This window comes from Cobetia sp. SIMBA_158 (assembly GCF_046566945.1).
Lineage (GTDB): Bacteria > Pseudomonadota > Gammaproteobacteria > Pseudomonadales > Halomonadaceae > Cobetia > Cobetia amphilecti.
The window spans coordinates 1-236 of the sequence record NZ_JAWJYL010001085.1 but is presented as its reverse complement, the minus strand read 5'-3'; the positions used below and the strand labels follow the sequence as shown (position 1 = coordinate 236).

Sequence of the window (236 nt, the reverse complement as noted above, 5' to 3'; positions counted from 1 at the left end):
GAATGATTACCATTATGTAAAAAATAAAACGACGAGAAGAAACTCGTCGTTTTTTATTAGATATAAGATTCTTTTATCAATTTAAAGTTCGGATGAAAAGAGAACTTTAGGTTATGTAAAGTTAATTCTTTCAGATCATACTGTTCAATCATTTCTTGTTGATCTTTGTTCGTTGGTTGTTTTTCTTGAATTTCTTCTATTAAATTCATGAAATCAGATTCAATCTTACTTTGCGC

The 236-nt window shown here is 27.5% G+C and carries 1 protein-coding gene; it reads right to left on the bottom strand.

What is annotated here, in order from left to right:
* Positions 1-56: 56 nt before the first annotated feature.
* On the bottom strand, positions 57-236 hold a 180-nt coding region (locus tag R2R70_RS23130; protein WP_410979362.1), incomplete at its 5' end, for a hypothetical protein.